Annotated in this window: 27 protein-coding genes, 1 rRNA gene and 2 pseudogenes; 11 read left to right on the top strand and 19 right to left on the bottom strand. The window is 24.9% G+C overall.

Translation table 4 applies throughout. From position 1 onward, the window contains the following. Positions 1–56 precede the first annotated feature (56 nt). On the top strand, positions 57–791 hold the full coding sequence (locus ACQH26_RS06710) for a hypothetical protein (RefSeq protein WP_425382025.1): 735 nt from the start codon (positions 57–59) through the stop codon (positions 789–791). Positions 792–829: 38 nt separating this feature from the next. After that, complete coding sequence (locus ACQH26_RS06705) at positions 830–1,228, top strand: hypothetical protein (protein WP_425382024.1); 399 nt, start codon at positions 830–832, stop codon at positions 1,226–1,228. A gap of 1 nt (position 1,229) precedes the next feature. Here the strand turns inward: ACQH26_RS06705 and ACQH26_RS06700 are convergent, their stop codons facing one another. Further along, on the bottom strand, positions 1,230–1,565 hold the full coding sequence (locus tag ACQH26_RS06700; protein WP_425382023.1) for a rhodanese-like domain-containing protein: 336 nt from the start codon (positions 1,563–1,565) through the stop codon (positions 1,230–1,232). 106 nt (positions 1,566–1,671) lie between these two features. Between ACQH26_RS06700 and ACQH26_RS06695 the strand changes: the two genes are divergently transcribed. From ACQH26_RS06695 to ACQH26_RS06685, 3 genes and pseudogenes are all read left to right on the top strand, one after another. Continuing rightward, complete coding sequence (locus ACQH26_RS06695; protein ID WP_425382022.1) at positions 1,672–3,786, top strand: polyribonucleotide nucleotidyltransferase; 2,115 nt, start codon at positions 1,672–1,674, stop codon at positions 3,784–3,786. A 382-nt stretch (positions 3,787–4,168) separates the two neighbouring features. Then, positions 4,169–5,956 carry a ribonuclease J gene (locus ACQH26_RS06690; protein ID WP_425382021.1) on the top strand — a complete coding sequence of 596 codons (1,788 nt, stop codon included), beginning with the start codon at positions 4,169–4,171 and terminating at the stop codon, positions 5,954–5,956. A 419-nt stretch (positions 5,957–6,375) separates the two neighbouring features. Next, positions 6,376–6,699: pseudogene (locus ACQH26_RS06685) on the top strand (transposase); the annotation flags it as partial. A gap of 247 nt (positions 6,700–6,946) precedes the next feature. On the opposite strand, the gene ACQH26_RS06680 reads toward ACQH26_RS06685, so the two are convergent. Both ACQH26_RS06680 and ACQH26_RS06675 read right to left on the bottom strand, forming a co-directional pair. Then, positions 6,947–7,987 carry an amino acid permease gene (locus ACQH26_RS06680; protein WP_425382020.1) on the bottom strand — a complete coding sequence of 347 codons (1,041 nt, stop codon included), beginning with the start codon at positions 7,985–7,987 and terminating at the stop codon, positions 6,947–6,949. 182 nt (positions 7,988–8,169) lie between these two features. Next, entirely contained in the window at positions 8,170–8,430 is a 261-nt protein-coding gene (locus ACQH26_RS06675) for a hypothetical protein (protein ID WP_425382019.1), read from the bottom strand. Between ACQH26_RS06675 and ACQH26_RS06670 the strand changes: the two genes are divergently transcribed. Continuing rightward, positions 8,430–8,735 (top strand): hypothetical protein, encoded by a 306-nt coding sequence (locus ACQH26_RS06670; protein ID WP_425382018.1) that lies wholly within the window; start codon positions 8,430–8,432, stop codon positions 8,733–8,735. The genes ACQH26_RS06675 and ACQH26_RS06670 overlap by 1 nt on opposite strands. Here ACQH26_RS06670 and ACQH26_RS06665 read toward each other — a convergent pair whose 3' ends face one another. The 5 genes from ACQH26_RS06665 to ACQH26_RS06645 form a co-directional block, all read right to left on the bottom strand. Beyond that, positions 8,736–9,224, bottom strand: coding sequence for an IS630 family transposase (locus ACQH26_RS06665; RefSeq protein ID WP_425381862.1), 489 nt, complete (start codon positions 9,222–9,224; stop codon positions 8,736–8,738). A gap of 40 nt (positions 9,225–9,264) precedes the next feature. Next, positions 9,265–9,624: a helix-turn-helix domain-containing protein gene (locus tag ACQH26_RS06660; RefSeq protein WP_425381928.1), complete on the bottom strand. Its 360-nt coding sequence runs from the start codon at positions 9,622–9,624 to the stop codon at positions 9,265–9,267. A 117-nt stretch (positions 9,625–9,741) separates the two neighbouring features. Continuing rightward, positions 9,742–9,810 carry a cysteine peptidase family C39 domain-containing protein gene (locus ACQH26_RS06655; RefSeq protein ID WP_425383099.1) on the bottom strand — a complete coding sequence of 23 codons (69 nt, stop codon included), beginning with the start codon at positions 9,808–9,810 and terminating at the stop codon, positions 9,742–9,744. A gap of 54 nt (positions 9,811–9,864) precedes the next feature. Next, positions 9,865–10,080 (bottom strand): hypothetical protein, encoded by a 216-nt coding sequence (locus ACQH26_RS06650; protein WP_174480618.1) that lies wholly within the window; start codon positions 10,078–10,080, stop codon positions 9,865–9,867. 221 nt (positions 10,081–10,301) lie between these two features. Beyond that, positions 10,302–11,405 carry a MupG family TIM beta-alpha barrel fold protein gene (locus tag ACQH26_RS06645; protein WP_425382017.1) on the bottom strand — a complete coding sequence of 368 codons (1,104 nt, stop codon included), beginning with the start codon at positions 11,403–11,405 and terminating at the stop codon, positions 10,302–10,304. A 344-nt stretch (positions 11,406–11,749) separates the two neighbouring features. On the opposite strand from ACQH26_RS06645, the gene ACQH26_RS06640 reads away from it, so the two are divergent. From ACQH26_RS06640 to ACQH26_RS06625, 4 genes are all read left to right on the top strand, one after another. Next, a complete protein-coding gene (locus ACQH26_RS06640) occupies positions 11,750–12,319 on the top strand; it encodes a hypothetical protein (protein WP_425382016.1) in 570 nt (189 codons plus the stop codon). Positions 12,320–12,676: 357 nt separating this feature from the next. Then, positions 12,677–13,036: an IS630 transposase-related protein gene (locus ACQH26_RS06635; RefSeq protein ID WP_425382015.1), complete on the top strand. Its 360-nt coding sequence runs from the start codon at positions 12,677–12,679 to the stop codon at positions 13,034–13,036. Positions 13,037–13,076: 40 nt separating this feature from the next. Next, entirely contained in the window at positions 13,077–13,565 is a 489-nt protein-coding gene (locus tag ACQH26_RS06630; RefSeq protein ID WP_425381862.1) for an IS630 family transposase, read from the top strand. A 47-nt stretch (positions 13,566–13,612) separates the two neighbouring features. Then, positions 13,613–13,768, top strand: coding sequence for a hypothetical protein (locus ACQH26_RS06625; protein WP_425382014.1), 156 nt, complete (start codon positions 13,613–13,615; stop codon positions 13,766–13,768). Between the two features lie 277 nt (positions 13,769–14,045). Here ACQH26_RS06625 and ACQH26_RS06620 read toward each other — a convergent pair whose 3' ends face one another. The 11 genes and pseudogenes from ACQH26_RS06620 to ACQH26_RS06570 form a co-directional block, all read right to left on the bottom strand. Continuing rightward, a complete protein-coding gene (locus tag ACQH26_RS06620) occupies positions 14,046–14,951 on the bottom strand; it encodes a hypothetical protein (RefSeq protein ID WP_425382013.1) in 906 nt (301 codons plus the stop codon). Between the two features lie 119 nt (positions 14,952–15,070). After that, a protein-coding gene (locus tag ACQH26_RS06615; RefSeq protein ID WP_425382012.1) for an IS5 family transposase occupies positions 15,071–15,860 on the bottom strand; the annotation gives its coding sequence in 2 pieces (ribosomal slippage) (positions 15,071–15,598 and positions 15,600–15,860; 789 coding nt in all). A 131-nt stretch (positions 15,861–15,991) separates the two neighbouring features. After that, positions 15,992–16,198, bottom strand: a complete 207-nt coding sequence (locus tag ACQH26_RS06610; RefSeq protein WP_425382011.1) for a hypothetical protein — start codon at positions 16,196–16,198, stop codon at positions 15,992–15,994. Further along, entirely contained in the window at positions 16,159–16,653 is a 495-nt protein-coding gene (locus ACQH26_RS06605) for a hypothetical protein (RefSeq protein WP_425382010.1), read from the bottom strand. The genes ACQH26_RS06610 and ACQH26_RS06605 overlap by 40 nt, the downstream gene beginning before the upstream one ends. Further along, positions 16,643–17,329 (bottom strand): ribulose-phosphate 3-epimerase, encoded by a 687-nt coding sequence (locus ACQH26_RS06600; protein WP_425382009.1) that lies wholly within the window; start codon positions 17,327–17,329, stop codon positions 16,643–16,645. Before ACQH26_RS06600 ends, ACQH26_RS06605 begins: the two co-directional genes overlap by 11 nt. A 13-nt stretch (positions 17,330–17,342) precedes the next feature. Then, positions 17,343–18,224, bottom strand: coding sequence for a ribosome small subunit-dependent GTPase A (rsgA, locus tag ACQH26_RS06595; RefSeq protein ID WP_425382008.1), 882 nt, complete (start codon positions 18,222–18,224; stop codon positions 17,343–17,345). 12 nt (positions 18,225–18,236) lie between these two features. Then, positions 18,237–19,208: a serine/threonine-protein kinase gene (locus tag ACQH26_RS06590; protein ID WP_342217844.1), complete on the bottom strand. Its 972-nt coding sequence runs from the start codon at positions 19,206–19,208 to the stop codon at positions 18,237–18,239. 84 nt (positions 19,209–19,292) lie between these two features. Further along, a complete protein-coding gene (locus ACQH26_RS06585) occupies positions 19,293–20,042 on the bottom strand; it encodes a protein phosphatase 2C domain-containing protein (RefSeq protein ID WP_425382007.1) in 750 nt (249 codons plus the stop codon). 14 nt (positions 20,043–20,056) lie between these two features. Beyond that, complete coding sequence (locus ACQH26_RS06580) at positions 20,057–21,340, bottom strand: methyltransferase domain-containing protein (RefSeq protein ID WP_425382006.1); 1,284 nt, start codon at positions 21,338–21,340, stop codon at positions 20,057–20,059. A gap of 155 nt (positions 21,341–21,495) precedes the next feature. After that, positions 21,496–21,642 (bottom strand): hypothetical protein, encoded by a 147-nt coding sequence (locus ACQH26_RS06575; RefSeq protein WP_425382005.1) that lies wholly within the window; start codon positions 21,640–21,642, stop codon positions 21,496–21,498. Positions 21,643–21,717: 75 nt separating this feature from the next. Next, positions 21,718–21,810 (bottom strand): annotated as a pseudogene (locus ACQH26_RS06570) (PQ-loop domain-containing transporter); the annotation flags it as partial. Between the two features lie 219 nt (positions 21,811–22,029). Between ACQH26_RS06570 and ACQH26_RS06565 the strand changes: the two are divergent. Then, a 16S ribosomal RNA gene (locus tag ACQH26_RS06565) occupies positions 22,030–23,551 on the top strand. Positions 23,552–23,573 lie beyond the last annotated feature (22 nt).

The following is a 23,573-nucleotide window of genomic DNA, read 5'->3' as shown; positions in this document are numbered from 1 at the left end:
TTGCTAATAAATATGAGAATTCTCAATCATTAGCTAAGGAATTAAGGGCCAAGTTATTGGCCCTTAAAGCACTTGAAGATACTTCTTTTCCAGATATTGTTTTTATTATTGGTGGTGATGGAATATTTTTAAAAGCTGTTCATGATTATAATAATATACTCAATACTGTTAAGTTTGTTAGTTTTAAATGTGGTAATCTTGGTTTTTATGAAAACTTTTTAAACACAGAAGTTGACAAAGTATTAATGTGAATTGATAAAAATGATAATAATTTAATAGTAAATAAATTTTCATTATTAGAAGTAAATATTAATAATAAGATTTTATATGCTATTAATGAAGTTAAATTTGTTAATTTAACAACAACTCTTTCATGTCAAGTGTTAATTAATAATCAATTATTTGAAAACTTTCGTGGTTCTGGTTTAGTTATTGCAACAAGAACTGGTTCGACGGGTTTAATGAAATCACTTGGTGGTGCTGTTTTAATTTCAAATCATAACTTAATGCAATTTCATGAAATTGCTCCAGTAGCTAATAATAGTTATCGCAGTTTAAATTCACCACTAATTTTGGATGAAAATCATGAAATTACTTTGAAAAATATTCAAAAAGATAGTAAATTGAGCGATTTTGGAAAATTAATTGTTGATACTTTTGATTTTAATGATAAACTAAATGATAAGGTAACAATTAAATTATCAAAATTAACGTTACAAGTTTTAGAATATCGACTTAATCATTATTCTTTACTTGCTAAAGTAAAAAAAGCTTTTATTCAAGAAGATTAAGAAAATATTTAAAAATATATTAATTAAGGAAGGTAATCATGCCAATTTGACAAATAGTATTATTAGTTATTGCATTGTTATTTGCTGTGGCTAGTATTGGGATTTGAATATGAAATGTTAGTACAGCTAAAAAATTACGCAATCAACAAGAAAGTAGTTTAAAACCCATTAATAAACCACAAAAATTCCCATTTAAATTACAAAATTTTATTGTTGATTTAGGAGGAATTGATAATATTAAAGGGACAACAGCAACAGCAAATAAAATTAAGGTAGAGATTATTGATTATTCAAAAATTAATTTTAATAATCTTAAAAAAATTAAAAATCGTGGTATTTTAGACCAAGACGGTAGTGTTAGTTTAGTCTTAGGAACTTATTGTAATAATTTAAGTATTGCTATTAATGATCTTATTAAATTAAATAATGAGAAATAAGTTATTTTTTGTAATATCCATAAATACCATTAATTAAAACATAAGTGTTAGTATAGCCCAATTCTCTGAGTGTTAGTGCAGCAGCAGTTGAGCGATTTCCTGCATTACAAATAGTTATAATCACTTGATTTTTGCTTTCAATATATTTACTAGGATTTTTAATCAAATCATAGTAAGGAATATTAACAATATTAAGTTCACCATTATCATTTATTATTTTTTTTAAAATTTGATATTCAGCAACATTACGAACATCAATAATTAAAGCTTTATTTTTAATTTTATCAAAGTCTTTATTTGAAATTGAAATTTCATTTTGTATTTTATGTTTAAACATAAGTTATGACCTCCTAAAATAAAATTGTTCTATAACTTATTTTAACATTTTATTATGCTATAATGCTCATAGTTGCGACAAAAAATGGAAGTTAAGGAGTAAAATAATGTTAAAAGAAAAATTCCTTTTTAAAGAAGGAAAATATAAATTAATTGTTGAATTAGGTACAATGGCTAATTTAGCAGAAAAATCAGTAAAAATTACTTATGGAAATACAGTTGTATTAACAACTGTATCTTATAATGAAGTTATTAATAATCAAGATTTTTTTCCATTACAAATAGTTTTTCAAGAAAAGTTATATTCAGTTGGTAAGATTCCGGGTGGTTTTTTAAAGCGTGAAGGTCGACCTAGTGAATATGCAACACTATGTGCTAGATTAATTGATCGTTCAATTCGTCCATTATTTCCAAAAGGTTTTGTTAATGAAGTGCAAGTTGTAAATAATGTTTTTGCGTTAGATGATGCTTGTGATGTTAGAGTAAATGCAGCTTTTGGTACTTCACTTGCTTTAGGATTAAGTAGTTTGCCATTTCAGGGTCCTAGTGCTACTGTTGTTGTTGGTAAAATAAATGATGAACTTGTCCTTAATCCAACACAAGAGCAATTATTAAATTCAAAAATGGAATTAATTGTTGGTGGAACAAAAGATGCCATCAATATGGTTGAAGCAGGATGTCATGATATTTTAGAAAAAGATATGATTAAAGCATTAAAATTTGCACATGAACATATTATTAAATTAATAATTTTTCAAGAAAGTATCATTGAAAAATTAAAACCAAATAAATTTGAGCCACAGTTAGCATTAATTCCTGTTAATATTGAACAATTTGTAGAAACAAATTGTCAATCACAAATTAGTAAAATTAGTACTACTGTTGATAAAAAAAGTCGAAGCAACTTGATTAAAAATTTAGTTGAAGAAACATTTCAAAGTTTTAAAAATAAATTTAATCAAGAAGTTTTAAATATTGGTGAAGAAACAACTATTCATAATTTATGCAAAAGTATTGATCAATTATTACAAAAAGCAATGCGTACTATGATTTTAAAAAATAATGTACGAGTTGATGGACGAAAAGCTGATGATATTAGAAAATTAACAAGTATGATTGATGTTTTACCTATTGTTCATGGTAGTGCAATGTTTACTCGTGGTGAAACACAAGTTTTATCAGTTTTAACTTTGGGTGCACTTGCTGAACATCAAATTATTGATGGATTAGGTAAAGAAGAGTATAAACGTTTTATTCATCATTATAATTTTCCTCCATTTTCTGTTGGTGAAACCGGAAGAATGGGTGTTCCTTCACGACGTGAGATTGGTCATGGCGCCCTTGGTGAAAAAGCATTATTACAAATTATTCCTCTTGAAAAAGATTTTCCTTATACAATTAGATTAGTATCAGAAGTATTAGCATCAAATGGTTCAACTTCACAAGCAGCAATTTGTGCTTCATCAATGGCATTAATGGCTGGTGGTGTACCGATTAGATCTGCAATTGCTGGTATTGCCATGGGTTTAATTAAAGAAGAAAAAGATTTTACAATTTTAACTGACATTCAAGGATTAGAAGATCACTTAGGTGATATGGATTTTAAAGTGGCAGGAACAGCCAATGGTATTTGTGCTTTACAAATGGATATTAAAATTACTGGTATTGATTTTAATATTATTACACAAGCTTTGGAAAAAGCCAGAGTTGCGAGATTACAAGTATTAGCAAACATGAATGAAGTAATTAAAAAGCCTAGAACTACATTGGCACCTAATGCTCCAAAAATTATTCAAAAGTTAATTCCAATTGATAAAATTCGTGATATTATTGGTGTTGGTGGGAAAGTTATTAATAAAATTATTACCGACTGTGATAATGTTAAAATTGATATTGAAGATGATGGACGATTGATGATTTATCATAATGAACAATCAGCCATTGATAAAGCTTGACAAATTATTGAAAGTATTGTTAATCCTGTTCAAATTAAAATCGGCTCTGAATTTGATAGTAAAGTTGTAAAAATTGTTAATTTTGGTGTTTTTGTTAATTTACAAGATAAGATTGATGGTTTAATTCATATTTCAGAATTTTCAAAAAAATTTAATAAACGTATTGATAATTTAAATAATGTCGTTAAAATCAATGATATAATTAAAGTTCGAGTAATTAAAGTTGAAGATAATAGTAAGTTTAGCTTAGAAATTATTGATAAATAATTTGAAACTATTTTTAATGAAAATTAATTACAGTTTTATTATTAAATTAGTGTTAAAATACTAATAACATAATATAGCAGCATCTTGGGAATTTAAGTTAAAGTTTTAATTTTTATGTTCTTCTAAGAACCTGTTTAGGATCTTTTTTGATTAATTTTTAATAAAATTTATATTATAATGGTTATTTTATAATAAAAAATAGATTTTTAGTCGATAAGTTTTCAAATGATAAAATCTTTTTAACAAAAAAATGAAAAAGAAAATAAATTATTGGTTAAGTACCTATTTATAAATGATTATTTCTTGTTTTAGTTAAATTCTATTAAAAAGATCCTAAACAGGTTCTAAGATATTAAATTTTATAAAATAAAAATAAAGAAAGTTGAAAACTGGTGAAAACATGACAAAGATAAAAGTATTTGCTCTGGGTGGATTAGATGAACGTGGTAAAAACTTATATGTTGTTGAAGTAAATGATAAGATATTTGTATTTGATGCCGGCATTAGACTCCCAGAAAGAGAAATTTTAGGAATTGATATTATTATTCCAGATTATACATATTTAAAAGAAAATAAACATCGTATTCAAGGTATATTTATTTCAAAACCATCTGATGATGCTTTTGGAGCACTACCTTATATTTTAAAAGATTTTAATAAAATAAAACCCGAGTATAAAGTTCCAATCTTTACTAGTAAATTAACTGATTTTATGATTAAGCAGAAATTAGAACGTTTTCGTTTTATTAATCAAAATGAAATTATAATTAAAACTATTGAGCCTGAACAAAAAGTATCGTTTGGTAATGTTATTGTTAAAACATTTAAAACAACTACTTCAATTCCAGGTAGTTTAGGTTTTGTTTTAACTGTAAATAATGGTGAAAATATTAAATTAAATGAAACAATTGTTTATACGGGTGATTATATTTTTGATGGTGAACATCGTAGTGATTTTACTACTGATATTCAACATTTAGCTAGTGTTTCTAAAAATGATGTTTTATTATTAATTAGTGAAGCAACATGTGCCAATAGAAAAGCTTTTACAGCTCCTAAGCATAAAATTCAAACTATTATTGAACCAGTATTAAAAGAAGCACCAGGAAGGGTTATTCTTGCATGTTATGATCAAGATTTATATCGTGTTAGTGAAATTCTTAATGCTATTAAAGAAACTGACTCTAAACGTAAAATTGCAGTTTATGGTGCAACTTTATATGATATTTTATTAAAAGTTAATGATTTAAACGCTTTCAATATTGATAAATCACAAATTATTAATTTAGCACAAACAATTGGTACTAAAGATACAGTAATTATTGTTACTGGTAGTGGTGAACGTTTATTTACTAGAATGAATAAAATTGCTATTGGTAATGATGATTATTTAAAACTTGAATCGCAAGATACAATAATTTTAGCAACTCCACCAATTCCAGGAAATGAATTGGCTCATGCAGCCTTATTAGATGACTTAGCACGTACTGATGTTAAAGTTATTAATATATCAGAAAAACAAGCTTGAAGTTTAAATGCTTCTTATGAAGATATTAAGTTAATGGTTAATATTATTGAACCAAAATATTTTTTACCAGTTAAAGGTTTATATAAAGATTTTGTAGCAGCACAAGCAGCAGCCATTGATGCTGGTGTATTACATAACAATGCTTTAATTCATGATAATGGTGAAGTTATTACTTTTGAAAATGGTAAATTAATTGATAATTTTGTTAAACAGTATGTTGCACGTCCTTCTCGTTTTAATGATAAAAATGCTACTAATAAAACAACAGATAACTTAATAAAAACTGGTGATGTATATGTAGATGGTATTGGTGTTGGTGATATTGGTTCAATTGTTATTAGTGAAAGAAAACAATTACAACGTGATGGTATTTTAATTACAGGAGTGACAATAAATCGTAAAACTAAAGAAATTGTTTCTTTAATTGATGCACAAATGCGTGGTGTTGTTTATTTAACTAATAATGAAGAAATGTTGAAAAAATTGCAAAACATTATTATTAATGTTATTGAAAAATATAAAACTAATACTGCTTTTAGTCTTAGTGAAGTTAAGATTAAAATGAAAAATGATTTACAAGATTATATTAAAAAAGAAACTGGTAAGTTACCTATGATTTTAACAGTTGTTAATGAAATTTAAGGTTAATGATATTATCATTAACCTTAACTTATATAATTTTTTCATATTTAAACTAATTTTAAAATTTATATAATGTTTAGTAAATTAGAACCAGTTTAGAAAAATACTAAAGACTATTGAAAATCAATTTAAAATAATTTATAGTGCATTTATTAAAAAAACATGAAAACTATTGCTGGAAAATTTGAAAGTAATAAAAAAATTTCTTCAACTGGTATATTAGTTTCGGTTGATGAAATTTTTTATTTTATTAATTAAAAATCTAATAACTTTGTAAACTACATTATATAAATTAATAGAAAAATTTAAAATTTAAAAATTTCAGGTAATGTTTAGTAATCTGTGTAACTTACAAAAATAACTATGTTTAATTAATTCTAGTAAATATAATTAAATGACTAGAAAGAGTGAGTAATGAAAAAGAAAATCTTTCTGCAGTTCAAAAAATAATAGTAGATGCTGGTTATACTGGTGAAAAATTTGCTTCTGAAATCAAAACAATCATAAATGCAAATGTTGAAATTATAAAACGCAATGAACTACATACTTTTGTAGTATTACCAAAAAGATGAATTGTAGAACGAAGCTTTGCTTGATTAGAAAAATACAGAAGATTATGAAAAAATTGTGAAAGAAAACTAAATACTAGTTTACAAATGGTTGTTCTTTCCTTTATTTCAATTTTATTAAAAAGATTTTATCATTTGAAAACTTATCGACTAAAAATCTATTTTTTATTATAAAATAACCATTATAATATAAATTTTATTAAAAATTAATCAAAAAAGATCCTAAACAGGTTCTTAGACTTACTGCATAACTAGTTAACTTTTCATTTTTTTGTTATTATTAAAATAAAATTTGAATAGTTAAGGATAAATTTTATGACATATTTTGAATTAAAAGATAAACCGGATCAATATTTTCGTAAAATAGTTGGTATTAATAAACTAGTTTTTAATGAAATTTTAAATATTTTATTAGATAGACTTACTGCATAACGTTTTTAAGTTTTAATGATAAATTATAAAATCCTGCAATTAAATTAAATCTTAAAAATATTCGTTTTCTACCTTTTCTAAATTTATAACCAATAATTTTAAAACATTTTAAAAATGCAAAAACATGTTCAATTTTTCTGCGAGTTTTATTAATAATCTTATTAAAAATTTTAATTTTACTTGTTTTAGGATTATTTTTACTAGTTTTAATGGGTAAAAATGTATTACTATCAATTTTTTGTAAACCTTGATAACCTTTATCTGCAAGAATTACAGTTTCTGACAAAAATTCTAACTTTGAATTTTTAAAAGTTTTAAAATCATGATTTTTACCAGTATCAGGAAAAATATTTAAAATTTCATTAGTATGTGCACCAATTAAATCTGGGATTATTAACATAATAATACAACCAATAATAGTAATAATTAAATTAGCTGTACTAGCACGCATTGCAATATTTTCTTTATTTAATTTGGCTAATTTTTCAGTAATATATCCTTCTTTGGCTAATGGTTGAATCATACCACCAGAATATAAAGAATTTTGCATAGCACCATTTAATTTCAATGATAAAGTAGAAATAACTAGTACAATCATACCAGTAATACCAGCAATTCCTGATATAACATTATTTGGATTATATTCATTAGTAGCTCCAGATCAACCATTTTGGCCATTTGTACCGTCAATAGTAATGGCACCAAATACTAATACTGATACAGCTAAATAAAAAATAGTTGATAATAATAAAACTATTAAAATACCTTTACCAAAGTTTTTAGTTGGATTTTTAACATTTTTTCCAACAACAATAAAAGTTTCAAAACCAATAAAGAAATAGAAGAATCCACTAAATGCATTATTAATTTTTGGTAAAATTAAATTAATGTTTTTTGTTCCTTCAGCCGCTTCTGAAAATGCTAAACCTTTATTAGTTACTACCAAAATAATAGTACAAACAATTAAAAACAAAGCAGAACCTCATTTAATAATACCAGAAATATTAACAAATCAACGAAATCCCTTCATTCCAAAATACATGCAACTAGCAACAGCAGCATAAATAAAAATACCAATACTATCAATAATTAAACTTGATCATCGTTCAGGAGCTCAATCAAAAATTTATAATTGATCTAAATTCACTCGAAACATAGAAATAATAGTTACAATAATTGTTGAAGGTAAAGTAATATATTGAATAAAACCAATTATTCACCCTCAAAAACGACCAAAAACTCCACGAACATAAACATAAGCGCCACACCATTAGTGTCATGATAAACACGACTACATTTAGTAAAAGCAAGTGCAGTTCCCGCAGCAATTAAAGCACATAATAAAATAACTCATAGCATATGTAAACCAACGCCACCATTATTTCAATAATAAATGCCAATTAATGCCATTGGAAATGCAATACCACAAGTATAGTTAAAACCAATTCATATTAATTCATTAAGTCTAATCAATGCTATCTGCTTGAAATACTTTATTTCAATTAAGAAATAGTAATAATTGTCAATTTTTTATTACTAATAATTTATATGATAGTTTAGTTTATTTAGCAGATAACAAAGGTTTAATTACTGATAACCAAATAGCACAACAATTAAGATTAAATGGAACAAATTTATATATCAAAGGTGTACTATGTCAAATTGTAATGGATGATTATATGACTTTTACTGATAATAATGAAACTAAAATTATGTCTTTTGTTTTAGCAACACCAAGAGCAATGAAAAGATATATGTTACAAAATACAGTTGTATAGCTAACTAAAGTAATGTTTACTCATATCTTGAAAAACAAAATCAATCGCTTTTTTAATATTTGGTCAATAATTTGGTAATATTTTTCTTATATTATGTTTTATAGCAAATCAAAAATGTTCAATTGGATTTAAATTAGGAGAATATGGCGGAAGAAATAATAGTTTGCATCCAGCATTTTCAATTAATTGTTGTGTTAATTTAGATTTATGAAACGTTGCATTATCTAAAACTATAATTTGTCCACGCTTTAATACTGGAATTAGTTTATTTTTAACATATGATTCAAAAATTTTACTATTGCAATGTCCTTCAAATGCTCATAAGGCTTTTAATTTACCTTTATTTAGTGAACCAATTATACTCATTCTCTTTATTTTATATGCGGGTTTATTATCAAATAATCTTTTACCTTTTTCAGATCAACCATATTTATAAAATTCATTATCATCAATTCCAGATTCATCAATATATACTAAATCTTCATTCATTATTTTAGCTATTTCTTTTAAAAAATCTTCTTGTTTATTTTTATCTCTTTGTTCATATAGAAAAGTTTTTTTTATATGTATAATTTAGTTTTTTAAAATAGTTATAAACTGTTTCTTTAGTCATATTTCCAAATTTATCAATTACTTTTTGAACTGTAACATCTTTATTTTCTGCTAAATAATTTTTTAATTCATCTAAATCCTTTATTTTGTGGCTATGTCCTTTTTGATAATTTAAAATTGGTTTTATATGCCCAGTTTCTTTTTTTCTTTTTTTTCATAAAAATAAAGTCTTTCTAGTGATATTGAACACTTTACAAATTTCTTTAATTTTCATATTTTTACTTTCATAAGCTTCTATTACTTTTCTTCGTAAGTCTTCACTGTATGGTTTTGGCATAATTTAATCTTCCTAATCTATTTTAATTATTGCTGAATTGTACTTTTAAATTCAAAAACTGTTTAAATTACATATTATTATTTTACATTATTTATGAGTAAATATTACTTTAGTTAGCTATATCATAGCAAGACATGCCAAACCACAATCATTTTCTGTTTCTTGTTGAACAAAAGGATATTTCATATAAAAAATCACCGCCAATAATAATTAACAGTGATTACCATTTTTTCCTTTTTATTACTTACGATGTTTTTTCTTTTTAGCAGCAGCGCTTTGTTTTTCGCGTTTTTCATCACGCGCAGAAAGAAAATGTTTATGTCTTTTTTCTGCTCTTTTAGTCTCTTGGGCCTTTTTACTAAATCCTTTTAAAAGACGTTGAAACTCTTGTTCACTACTTGTTCGTTCTTCGTTTTCTTTGTTGTCTGATGATGGTGATTTTTTCACTGAATGCATTCATGTCAGCTCCTATTTTTTATTTTACTTTAACAATTATATTAGTAAATTAAAAAATTATCAATATTTTTATACAATATTAAACTTTTTATTTTAAAAAAAAATTAAAAGTAAGATTATCTTTTAAAATTTCACACTTACTAACTATTATTTAATAATACTTAATGATTTTATCACATTTTAAATGTTTATTTTTTTTAATAAATAAAATAAAAATTTATTTATAAAATAAATCTAAATGAACGATTTGATACTAAAAATGGAATAAAATTTAAATCTTCTTTAGAAAGTTTACCAACAACGTTACGAATACCATCATTTTTAATTTTATTTGTAATAATATGTAATTCACCGCGATAATTTTGTGCTTTATTATTAAGAATAACAACATCACCTTTTTCTAATCATTGATTGGTATTGTTAGCAGGGATATCTAATTCTTGATATATAACTCGAGAAATAACACTACGAATTATATCACGTGCTAAATCAGATCTAACTTTATGAATATTTTTGTCAAAAAGAATCTGTTGTTCACTATTAGTAATATTAGAATTTAACTCAATTTTTAACGATAAATTTTTATAATCAATTTCATTTATCATTTTCAAATCATATTCTGTTAAAAACTGGTTAGCAATAATTATCATATCAATGCATAAAGCAATATAATGACGAATTTGTGTTACCAATGGTCAATCACGATGCAGTTCTAATGTTGGTAAATTATCATTATATTTTCAAGGTCCAATTTTATCTTTTCCTAATAATGTAACAAAGCTGGCAAATGGAATTTTATTAACAACGCTTTCAGATTGATTTAAACAAAAAAAGTCAATATCAGCACCGGTATATCTTTGTGGATAAAAATTATAACAACTAATAAGGTTATTAACATTAGCTTTATAAAATAATATTAAGTAGTTGATATCATTAACAACATATGAACCATTAATAAATATTTTAAAATTTAAACGATTTTGACTTAATTTTGCTTGATGTTTAATATCAATTCCTTCGTTGCAACGAATACCCGATAAACCATACATTTTAAAAAACTTTATGAAATCAAGTCGTTTATTAAGATTCAGATTAAATTCATTAATAAATTCAATATTAATATCTGCAAAAACATGCATATTATACTTTTTAGCAATTTGTGTTAATACTACTAATTTTTTTAAATTTTCATAATCTGTTTTTTTAAAACTAATTAAAGTTGTAAAAATAGTTTTAATATTATTCTTGGCCAATAATTCGGTATAATTTTTAATTTCTTCTAAATTTGCTAAATGTAAATAAACTGCAGCACCAATTTTTTCCATTTACTTCCTCCTTTACTTTTTATATATTAATTTTATCATTTTGTAACTTAATAATTTTTAATTTTTACAATAAATAATGTAAAGGATTCCTAGTTTGATAAAATAACTACTTCTACATAAAAATAAGAAAATTGACTATGCTAATCTTAATTTTAATACACCTTATACATTAATAAATCTATCAATTACATTTATTCGTGTTAAGTATTAACTTTATAAATATAATTATTTTTTATGCTAATATTTATTTATAATTTAATAAAAGTTGATTCCTAATATAGAAATTTATTTATATTAGGTTTTTTATTAAATTAAAATTAAAGAAAGGAAAAAGATTAAAAGATATGCCTTTAACTTATATAGAAAAAGAAAAACTATTTCAAAATGAATGAGAAAAAAGAAAAAAAGAAGCAATAAAAAATATTAACAAAAAAATACCAAATGAATATTTATTAAAAATATTTGAAACTATAATCTTAGATAATGATACAAAAGTTAATGAGGAAAATCCTCAACAATCTCAAGAATTCGAAACATTTGAAGAAAAACCATTACAAGATAATGAAAATAAACAAGAATCAAAAAATTGAACACAATTTAAAACAGAATATCCAAATATTGCACAAATAATAAAAAATAGCAAAAATACTGGCATCAAGGTATTAACATCTTTAATTACATTTTTTGAAATTAATGATGACCCACTTGGAATTACAGAATATATACTAAATTTAAATGAAGAACGTAAAAAAGAAAAAATGAATATTAAAGAAATTGAAGAAAAAATTAAAAATATTTGAAAAGAAATCAAAGAATTAGAAAGCAAGCTATTTTCAGATAAACCATTATCATTATGATCTTGTTCTTCTGAATTAAAAGAAGAAAAAATTAGTAAAAAATTGAACTTGAACTAATAAGAATAGGGGGGTTCGAAGTATCACAAGCACAAATGGAACAATATTCACCAGAAATAAAACAAATTATAAACGATTCAAAACAACTTTTAAAAGAATATGATGATGAATTAAATAAATCAATTACATTATAAATAATTTGTGTAATTACTTAATAAAAAGTAAATTTTTAGTGTTTATTAAACAAAAACAAACATTTATACTTTTTTATCTTATTTAATTACTATTTTTGATATATAGCTAACTAAAGTAATGTTTACTCATAAATAATGTAAAATAATAATATGTAATTTAAACAGTTTTTGAATTTAAAAGTACAATTCAGCAATAATTAAAATAGATTAGGAAGATTAAATTATGCCAAAACCATACAGTGAAGACTTACGAAGAAAAGTAATAGAAGCTTATGAAAGTAAAAATATGAAAATTAAAGAAATTTGTAAAGTGTTCAATATCACTAGAAAGACTTTATTTTTATGAAGAAAAAGAAAAAAAGAAACTGGGCATATAAAACCAATTTTGAATTATCAAAAAGGACATAGCCACAAAATAAAGGATTTAGATGAATTAAAAAATTATTTAGCAGAAAATAAAGATGTTACAGTTCAAAAAGTAATTGATAAATTTGGAAATATGACTAAAGAAATAGTTTATAACTATTTTAAAAAACTAAATTATACATATAAAAAAAACTTTTCTATATGAACAAAGAGATAAAAATAAACAAGAAGATTTTTTAAAAGAAATAGCTAAAATAATGAATGAAGATTTAGTATATATTGATGAATCTGGAATTGATGATAATGAATTTTATAAATATGGTTGATCTGAAAAAGGTAAAAGATTATTTGATAATAAACCCGCATATAAAATAAAGAGAATGAGTATAATTGGTTCACTAAATAAAGGTAAATTAAAAGCCTTATGAGCATTTGAAGGACATTGCAATAGTAAAATTTTTGAATCATATGTTAAAAATAAACTAATTCCAGTATTAAAGCGTGGACAAATTATAGTTTTAGATAATGCAACGTTTCATAAATCTAAATTAACACAACAATTAATTGAAAATGCTGGATGCAAACTATTATTTCTTCCGCCATATTCTCCTAATTTAAATCCAATTGAACATTTTTGATTTGCTATAAAACATAATATAAGAAAAATATTACCAAATTATTGACCAAATATTAAAAAAGCGATTGATTTTGTTTTTCAAGATATGAGTAAACATTACTTTAGTTAGCTATACTATAAGTGTGTATTACTATATAAATTAAAAAAGAGGATAAAATGAAACAAAAACAGATTCAAAAAACAAATGATAAAAATGATCAAAAATTAAAAAAAACTATCGAAACAAGTGATATTCAAACTAAAAATAATTTGAATTCAAAAGAAAATGATAAACAAACTGAAAATGATAAATACGAATTAAAAAAAATTTAAATTTTATTTTATAATTAAATTATTAACAATAATATTTGCATTTTTATTGGCAGTAGTTTTATATTTAGGTTTTTTATTAACAAATAAATTAGACTTAGATACATTATTAGAGTTTGAATGACCTTTATTACTACTGATGGGAATTACAACCATAACATTACTTCCAAGTAAAATATCTAAAACTACTAAAATTTAAAATAATTTTATAATTATTATTTCTTATTGCTTAAATTATATCCTTTTAACAAAAAATAAATTATCACCAAATAATAACGTCTTATAATAAATTTTGATATGAAAAACTCTTTTCTACAATATTATGTTCATCTAAATCATTTATTGATTTTCATTTTTTACCATAATTTAAACTACTACTTCCTAATATTTTAGTTTTCTTTTCTAATTTATTAACTTTAGTTTTTAAAATTTCAATATCAATTTCTAACTTATTAATTTTATTATTTAATCCATTATGTTCGCCAATTAATTTATCAAAACTATCCTTACTATATTTATTATTAATTGCTTTAATTTTATTACTTTCTCACATTCCACAAGTCAAAAATTTAAGTGGTCAATGTCACCATCTTCTTGCTAATTGTTTTTCATTTTTGAAATTCAAATTAAAATTATTAATTTGTCCACATATTTTATTTTTAGTTTCTTTTAGTATTTTTAAATCATGTATTTTTTCTTGCATTTCTTTAAAAATTTCATTAATGTCTGAACTATCATATAGTGTTAAATCATCTAAACTTTTAGAACTATCTCTATGCTTTATTTCAACTTCTAAATCAGTTTGTGAACCTAATACAAATAACTTATCTTCTGAAGTAGTTAAAACATTACTTAAATCATATTTATATATATTTTTAAAATCTGTTGCCAATGTTCCCTTATTTGCTTGTGCTTCTAAAAAACTAATAGTTACAGTAAACAAAGATAAAATTGGCATTATTGCTTTATCAGAATATTTTTTTGTACTTTTTCCACAATTATATTGAAGATATTTAAGATTTTTAATAACATTAGGAATATCTGCAACCAAAGATATTCCTTTTAATTCTTCAATAATTCTTTTAAAATAAGGAATTTGAGTATTATGTTGTTTTTGATATCTTAACTTTATACTTTCAAGTTTTTTTATTAACTCTGTTGCAGATAACATTTTTTCTTTTACCATTTTTTAATTTCTCCTCTTTTAAAAAATAAAAAATTCATTTATTTTTAATAAAAATAAGGGTTAGAAAACTTATATTAAGTTTATGATTTTTATTATACTATCTTTTTTTAAGAACCTGTTTAGAATCTTTTTAATAAAACTGAAATAAAGGAAAGAACAACCATTTGTAAACTAGTATTTAGTTTTCTTTCACAATTTTTTCATAATCTTCTGTATTTTTCTAATCAAGCAAAGCTTCGTTCTACAATTCATCTTTTTGGTAATACTACAAAAGTATGTAGTTCATTGCGTTTTATAATTTCAACATTTGCATTTATGATTGTTTTGATTTCAGAAGCAAATTTTTCACCAGTATAACCAGCATCTACTATTATTTTTTGAACTGCAGAAAGATTTTCTTTTTCATTTTCAATCATTATTATAGCGCTATTACGATCTGTTTTTTCTGCTGTGGTTATGTAAATTGCATGTGGTAAACCTTGAGAATCAACAATAATATGACGCTTTATTCCTGAAATCTTTTTACCAGCATCATAACCTTTATTTTCAGTAGTATCTGTATTTTTAACACTTTGCGAATCAATTATACAAAAACTAGTTTGTTCTTTGCGATTATTGTTGATACGAACTTTTTTAACCAATTTTTTTTAAAATTAATTGCCATACACTAGCTTCTTTACCGTTATTTTTACTTCAAATTTGAAAATAATAATATACAGTTTGTCATTTTGGAAAATTTTTTGGTAGCATTCTTCATTGACAACCACTTTTTAATACATATAAAATTGCACAAAATACTTCATATAAATCTAAACTTCTTGGTTTTGTTTTCTTTTTGCTATTTTCTAAAATTGATTTTATGTTCTCAAATTGTTCTTTGGTGACATGACTTGGATAATTTTTATGCATAATATATACCTCTGATTTTAAAATATATAATCATTTTACATTATTTTCGAAAAGATTCTAAACAGGTTCTAAGATTTTATTAATATACTTTTGACATAAAATAATAATTAGTTTTTCTAAATTTTAAAAAATTATTTATGTAAAAAAACTAAACATTTTCCTTTTTTAATAATTAGTTTTGGTCTTTTTTCTTTGTTAAATTCATTACTAATAGTTTGCGTACTATTATTAGTAACAGTAATATCTTGATTTGGATAAAACTTACAACCACTAAAATTATAAATTACTTCTTCATTGTCTAAACTAAAAAAAGAAATATATTTATTGTTAATTGTCAATTGTAAAAAATATATTCTGATTTTGCTTTTAGTAAAAAACAATAATTATTTTCACCTAATAAAATTGGGTTAAAACATTCATATTTTTTTAATATATTAATACTAGCAAGTAACATATCCCAACGTATTCCATCACTTACTATCACTATTTGTTGAAAATTAATTTTTTTGGAAATTGCAGTAACTATCGCAAGTTCACTATCAATAAAATCTTTTTCTTTATTAAAAGTAATAATTTCAAAATTATGTATTTTACTTTGATCATTTAAAATCTTTAACTGTTGTTTATTAATGGTATCATTATCACCACAAATAAACTTAATTGGTTTTTTATATTTTAATAATGATAAAACACCAGTTTCAACACCAATAAAAATTGGATTAATAAATTGTTCTCAATTTAAATTATAATCACAACAAACAATTAGTAATTGTTTAATATCACTATTTTTCATAATTTGTTAACATCGCAACTTGTTTTTTTACTGAATTATCACTATTTAATAAATAACTACCCGCTACTAGGTAATTAGCACCAGCAGTAATACAATCATTTGCTGTTAAATTATTAATGCCACCATCAACAGCAATTGTAATATTTGGAAAATTATTATCGATATGTTTTACTAACATTTTAATTTTATTAATAGTTAAATCTAAAAAACATTGTCCACCCGCACCTGGTTGCACACTCATAATTAAAATTGTATCAAGATCTTTCAAATAATCATAAATTTTTGAAATTGGTGTATCAGGATTAATGGCAATTCCTTTTTTAAAACCAGGGTTTTTTCACTGCAGAAATTCTTTTAATTGTTCTTCTGTTAATGCTTCATAATGTAAAGTAATATTTTTAACTTGCGGTAAAATTATAAATGGTTTTAAATAATCACATACTTTTAATGTTGTTATCTTTACCATCATATGACAATCAATATTAATATTAGAACTAAATTTACATACATCACTTAATATTTTTGCACCAAAACTTAAATTTTCAACAAAATGATGATCCATAACATCAAAATGAATTCAATTAATTCCTGCATTTTGTAAATTTAATAAATCATCTTTTAAAGATAGAAAGTTAGCAGTTAAAATGCTAGCGGCAATTGTTACTTCTTTTTTCATATATTACCATCCTTTATTTTAAATTATTAATTTTATTGAATTCTATTAAAATTTTACAATAATCTTCATAAAAAAAACTAGAAATTATTTTATTTGCAACTGCTTTTTTAATTGCACATTCTGGTTCTTGCTGATGTAAGCAAGTACGAAACTTACAACTTTGTCAAATATTAGTAAAACTAGGAAAATTAGTAGCAATATCAATACTACTTAGACCTTGCAACTGAAAGACCGAAAAACCAGGTGTATCTGCAATAATACCATCATGTAAAAAATAAAGGCGAGTTTTAGTTGTGGTATGTTTACCACGATTTAAACTTGTAGAAATATCCTGTGTTCATAGTTTTAAATTATTATCCAAACTATTTAAAGTTGAACTCTTTCCCACTCCTGAAGTACCTGTTAATATTGATAACTTGTTTGTAAAAACTTTTTTTAAATCTTCAATACCATTTTTTTTAACATTTGAAATAAAAATTGTTGGTAAATTTAAATTCTGATATGCTTTAACTTTTGTTCAAACTTCATTATCTTTAGTTACCAAATCAATTTTTGTAAATATTAAAATTATTTTTAAATGATAATAATTAAAAATAGTTAATAATTTATTTAATAGAAAACTACTAAGAAAAGGATTAACAAGAGAACTAACAATTAATACTTGATCAACATTAGCAATGCTTGGTCGATATAGTTCATTAAATCGAGGTAAAATTGATTCAACCAAAGGATTTTTATCATCTTTAAAATTAACTTTAACATAATCACCAACTAAAATTTTTGCTGTTTGAAATTTTAAATTTCCTTTGATTAAACAAGAATAAATTTGATTTTCAATTCTTACTTCAACAAAGTTATTTGCAACTCCAATAACTATTCCTTGTTTAAAGTTCATAGTGTCCTCCAATTAATATAAAATTAATATGCTTATAATAACACCAATAAGTAATAATATAATTAAAATTAAAGATGATAAAAATTCTTTTTTTAAATAAAATGGTTTTTTTAATTTTTGTGAATTTAAGTAATTTTTCTTAAATAACATATTATTTTTATTTTCCGTTTTTAAACAACAATCTAAATCATTACTCAATTCACTAATTGTCCGATAGCGATCATTAATATTCTTAGCAGTTGCCTTCAAAATAATATTTTCTAAACTTTGTGGAATATTTTTATTAATTTCATGAATTAATGGCATTGGTTCTTTAATATGTTTGGCCGCTAATATTTGTGGATTTTTATGAAAAAAAGGCGGTTTACCAACCAATAATTCATATAATATAATACCTAGAGCATAAATATCACTTTGAATTGTTGGTTTTTGAAATTTTACTACTTCTGGAGCAATATATTTCATTGTTCCTACAACTTGATTAGCGTGTTTTTTAACTTCATAATCATCAATAACAGCAATACCAAAATCTAAAACTTTAATTGCTCCACTACTAGTTAAAATAATATTTTCAGGTTTTAAATCACGATGAATAATATTGACTGCATGACACGCATTAACTCCTTTTAAAATTTCTTTCATAATAACTATAACTTCATTAACTGATAAAACTGAATAATTACTTAAATATTCTTTTAATGTTTTACCTTCTAATAATTCAAAAACTAAGCATCAATCTTTCTTATCAATAAAAACATCATATACCAAAATAACATTGGGATGTCTAACTCTAGATACTGCTCTAATTTCTTGCAAAAATCGTTCTTTTATTAAGTCATCTAGTGGTGAAATTGGATTAATTACTTTTAAAGCAACTTGCCGATTTAAATATTTATCTTGTGCTTCATAAACTTTAGCCATACCACCCGAACCAATAATTTTTAAAATATGATAACGATTATTCAATAATTTATTTATTTCCATTAGTTTCACCATTACTTTTAAATTTATTTTTTAAAAATTACTAACTTATTTATAATTTATATTTTACACAAAAATGTCAAAAGACTAAAATTTTATTTCCATTAATAATGCAGTAACATTATCAGTTGAAACATTAAGTAATGCTTGCTTAATTAATAACTTAACTTTGTTATTAATATTTCCATTTTTTTCTAAAATATTAACTATTTCATATTCTTCTAAAAAATCATGAACACCATCACTAGTTAAAAGAAAATATGATGGAATTATTAAGGGTAAATGAAAAATATTAGTTTTTAATGGCTTACGTGGACCAAGAGCACTAGTTAATGCCTTTCAATAAGTGTGATTTAAATCAACACTTGATTCTTTAGTTGTGTTTTTTTGTAAATATAAATTTAAAATATTATGATCAACTGTTAACTGTTTTAATCCTTGTTCACTATATTGATAAATACGTGAATCACCAATATTTACTAAATAAGCTTTGTTATTAGTAATTAAAATTATTACCATAGTTGTTCCCATATCAAGCGCTTGTTCATTACTTAAACTAAAATTATTCATTTCAATTTGAATAATATCTATCTTTTCTTGTAATCATGCATGAATTTGTTTATCATGTTTTAATTTAGTAAAATCTGTTGTTTCAAAAAATTTTTTTAACATACTAACAGCCATATTACTGGCCACTTCACCACATTTATGACCACCCAAACCATCACAAACAACACCAATAACTTGTCCCGTATTATTTGTTAAATATAAAACGGCATCTTGATTATTTGTACGATAATTACCAACATCTGTTTTATAACTAGCATTTATTTTCATAAACTGACCCCCTCCTATATTCCTTTTTTTAATTTACAAATATAAAATCCATCAGTATTGTTATTAAAACCAAAAAATTGTTTTTCTGCAATGATTGTCATATCTGCGTGATTTTTAACAAACTTCTCAATTTGATTTTGATTTTCTTTAATATTGAAAGTACAAGTAACATACACAATTATCGCTTCGGGTTTTAAAAGTTGATAAGCCTTATTTAATAATTTTGCTTGAACAGTAATTAAGTGATTAATTTCTTCTTTACTTCAATTGATAAGTTTAACTTCTGGTTTTCTTTTAATTAAACCTCAAGCAGTACTAGGAGCATCAATTAAAATTTTGTCAAACTTATTATTAAAATCCAATATTGTAGAATCACCATATTTAAGTTCAGTATTTGTTACGCCTAATTTTTTTAAATAAATAGCACCAATTTTTAATCGTTCTTCATTGATATCACAAGCAACTATCTTACCGTGATTAGACATTAAAGCTGCCATATGAGCTGTTTTACTAGCAATTCCTGCACACATATCTAATACTTCATCATATGGTTGTGGATCTAAAAAATGACTAACTAACATACTTGCTTGGTCTTGTTTAATAATTTCACCATTTTCATATAATTTTGTGTTAAAAATTGACTTTGAACTAATAATACCATCAGATACTATCTCGCTTAAACAAAAGTTAAAAGATTTATAATTTTCATTGTTTAACACTTTATTAACAGTAGTTTTTAATGTATTAACTCTAAAACTAATTAATGGCATTCTTAAGTTATCTTTTATCAATTGATTTGCAATATTAATACTAAATTGTGATTTTATTAAAGAATATAATCAACTAGGATAACTATATTTAATTAATTTAATATTTTGTTTACTTTCTTTTTGTAAGTTAAATTCTGATCTAAATTCAGTAAAACATAAATCTAATACTTTAGAAATAATAAATGTTAGTTTATTATCAATGGTGCTTACTTTTTTTAAAGTATTTTCAATTAAGATTTCTTTATTAGTAATTTCTAAAAAATAGATTTCATATAAAACTATTCATAATAAAATAGTTATGTGAAAAGGAATAGTAATTACTGATTTCAAAACATTTCATATTTGATTTAATATATAATCTAAATAAATTTGATTTTTTAAAGTTCCTAGTACTATCTTTTCAATTGCTTCTTTTTCTGATAATGTTAGATTTTTATCTCGCATCATTTGTGCTAATAAAACATTACAATGACCTTTTTCTAGGATTACTTGTACTAGAATTTTATAAACATCATTTTGAATTATCATTATTTAACCCCACAAAATTTTTAATTATACATATATTATAACTTAAATTATTATTTTTAATTTTGATAAGTATTTTACTATTATAACTATTAAAAAATGCATCATTACAATGCATTTTTAGTAATAAATTATTATTTTTAATAAAAAATAAACTATTAAAAGTTACTCTTTATATTTACTTTACCTTTTCATTTTTTACAATCTTCACCATATTTATACATATTATTAATTTTAATACCAAGAATAATTCCTGATCATATTGCACAAGGTGTATTAGCACAAATTATAACTAAATCTTTCATTAAAATTGTTGATTCAGATCCGCCATGATATGATAAATGAATAATGCCCCATAATACTCATAAACTGTTAGCTGTTGTATAAAGAATAAATGTAAGTAAAGAAATACCATCTGTTTTTTTAGTTTTTATTGTTTTTAAAGATTGTGGACAAAATGCTACAACAGCAATAAGTGCTCCATTTTTTTATACGAAAAAAATATTTATATTTTTACTATTATTTTCATTGACATTGGGTTTTGTTTTCTGTAAGATACTTATTGTGCCCGAAAATAAATGGGTTACAAACTAGAAAAAACGATCTTTGAAAACTAAATAGAACAAGAATTAATCCGTCAATTTTTTATTAAAGATTAAATAAGTCAGATATCATCTTTTAACAAAAACAATTTTATTGAGAGTTTGATCCTGGCTCAGGATTAACGCTGGCGGCATGCCTAATACATGCAAGTCGAACGAAAGTAGCAATACTTTAGTGGCGAACGGGTGAGTAACACGTATCTAACCTACCATTTAGTGGGGAATAACTGTTGGAAACGACAGCTAATACCGCATATGTTATTTATTTGCAATGATAAATAATGAAAGGAGCATTTGCTTCGCTAATTGATGGGGATGCGGCGCATTAACTAGTTGGTAAGGTAATGGCTTACCAAGGTAACGATGCGTAGCCGATCTGAGAGGATGAACGGCCACATTGGGACTGAGACACGGCCCAAACTTCTACGGAAGGCAGCAGTAGGGAATTTTTCACAATGGGCGAAAGCCTGATGGAGCAATGCCGCGTGACTGATGAAGGTCTTCGGATTGTAAAGGTCTGTTGTAAGGGAAGAAGTGCTAGAATAGGAAATGATTTTAGTATCGACCATACCTTACCAGAAAGCCACGGCTAACTATGTGCCAGCAGCCGCGGTAATACATAGGTGGCAAGCGTTATCCGGATTTATTGGGCGTAAAGCGTGCGTAGACGGTTTTGCAAGTCTGAGGTTAAATTTAGGGGCTCAACCCCTAACCGCCTTGGAAACTACATTACTAGAGTATAGGAGAGGTTAGTGGAATTTCATGTGTAGCGGTGGAATGCGTAGATATATGAAGGAACACCAGTGGCGAAGGCGGCTAACTGGCCTATTACTGACGTTGTGGCACGAAAGCGTGGGGAGCAAATAGGATTAGATACCCTAGTAGTCCACGCCGTAAACGATGAGTACTAAGTGTTGCCATGAGGCAGTGCTGTAGCTAACGCATTAAGTACTCCGCCTGAGTAGTATGCTCGCAAGAGTGAAACTCAAAGGAATTGACGGGGACCCGCACAAGCGGTGGAGCATGTGGTTTAATTCGAAGCAACGCGAAGAACCTTACCAGGTCTTGACATACCTTGCGAAGCTATAGAGATATAGTAGAGGTTAACAAGGATACAGGTGGTGCATGGTTGTCGTCAGTTCGTGTCGTGAGATGTTTGGTTAAGTTCAGCAACGAACGCAACCCTTGTCCTTAGTTGCCAGCATTAAGTTGGGGACTCTAAGGAGACTGCTAGTGTAAGCTAGAGGAAGGTGGGGACGACGTCAAATCATCATGCCCCTTATGACCTGGGCTACACACGTGCTACAATGGCTGATACAAAGAGTCGCTAAACCGCGAGGTCAAGCAAATCTCAAAAAGTCAGTCTCAGTCCGGATTGAAGTCTGCAACTCGACTTCATGAAGTCGGAATCGCTAGTAATCGCGAATCAGCAATGTCGCGGTGAATACGTTCTCGGGTCTTGTACACACCGCCCGTCAAACCACGAGAGTTGGCAATGCCAGAAGTCGGTGTCCTAACCGCAAGGAGGGAGCTGCCAAAGGCAGCGTTGATGATTGGGGTTAAGTCGTAACAAGGTATCCCTACCGGAAGGTGGGGATGGATCACCTCCTTTCTATGGAGTTTGGTTTCTAATA

This window comes from Spiroplasma endosymbiont of Melieria omissa, from assembly GCF_964031175.1.
Taxonomy (GTDB): Bacteria; Bacillota_I; Bacilli_A; order Mycoplasmatales; family VBWQ01; genus Spiroplasma_E; species Spiroplasma_E ixodetis_A.
This window is presented reverse-complemented; position numbering and strand designations above follow the sequence as displayed.